This window comes from Vibrio sp. 811, assembly GCF_033339195.1.
Genome location: NZ_JAWOUB010000903.1, coordinates 1 through 529, shown reverse-complemented (window position 1 = coordinate 529; position 529 = coordinate 1). Strand labels below are relative to the sequence as shown.

Here is a 529-nt window from a genome sequence, read left to right as displayed (position 1 = left end):
CTTTGGTGGGCTTTTCTCTGCTGCGCCTTGACCCGCTTTCACATTGGGCAAATGTTGAGTTCTGGTCTGGCTGGCAAAGCTACTTAATTAACCTTTCTCAGCTCGATTTTGGTTTGAGCAAAAACGGCAATGCGATTTACGACGAACTCGCCGTTGTTTTTCCTGCCACATTAGAATTGTGCTTTTTCGCCTTCCTGGTTTCGCTCTTAATCGGTATCCCGCTTGGTACGATTGCAGGGATGAAACAGGGTAAGTGGCTAGACACTGGTATCTCGTTTCTTTCGATGTCGGGTTTCTCTGCTCCGTTTTTCTGGCTGGCACTCCTGCTGATCATGGTCTTCTCGTTGGAATACCATATCTTCCCTGTTGCTGGACGCTACGACTTGCTGTACGAAATCGACCATGTGACTGGATTTGCCATTATTGACGCCTTTATGGCGAAAGGTGAATACCGAGCTCACGCACTGCAAAGTGTCATCGAGCACATGGTTCTGCCGTGTTTGGTTCTGGCGTTAGCACCTACGACTCA

Annotated in this window: 1 protein-coding gene; it reads left to right on the top strand. The window is 48.6% G+C overall.

All coding sequences use genetic code 11. The features are described from left to right. Positions 1-2 precede the first annotated feature (2 nt). Positions 3-529, top strand: a 527-nt coding sequence (locus R7Q46_RS30035) for an ABC transporter permease subunit (protein WP_318078700.1), incomplete at its 3' end; no start/stop codon positions are given.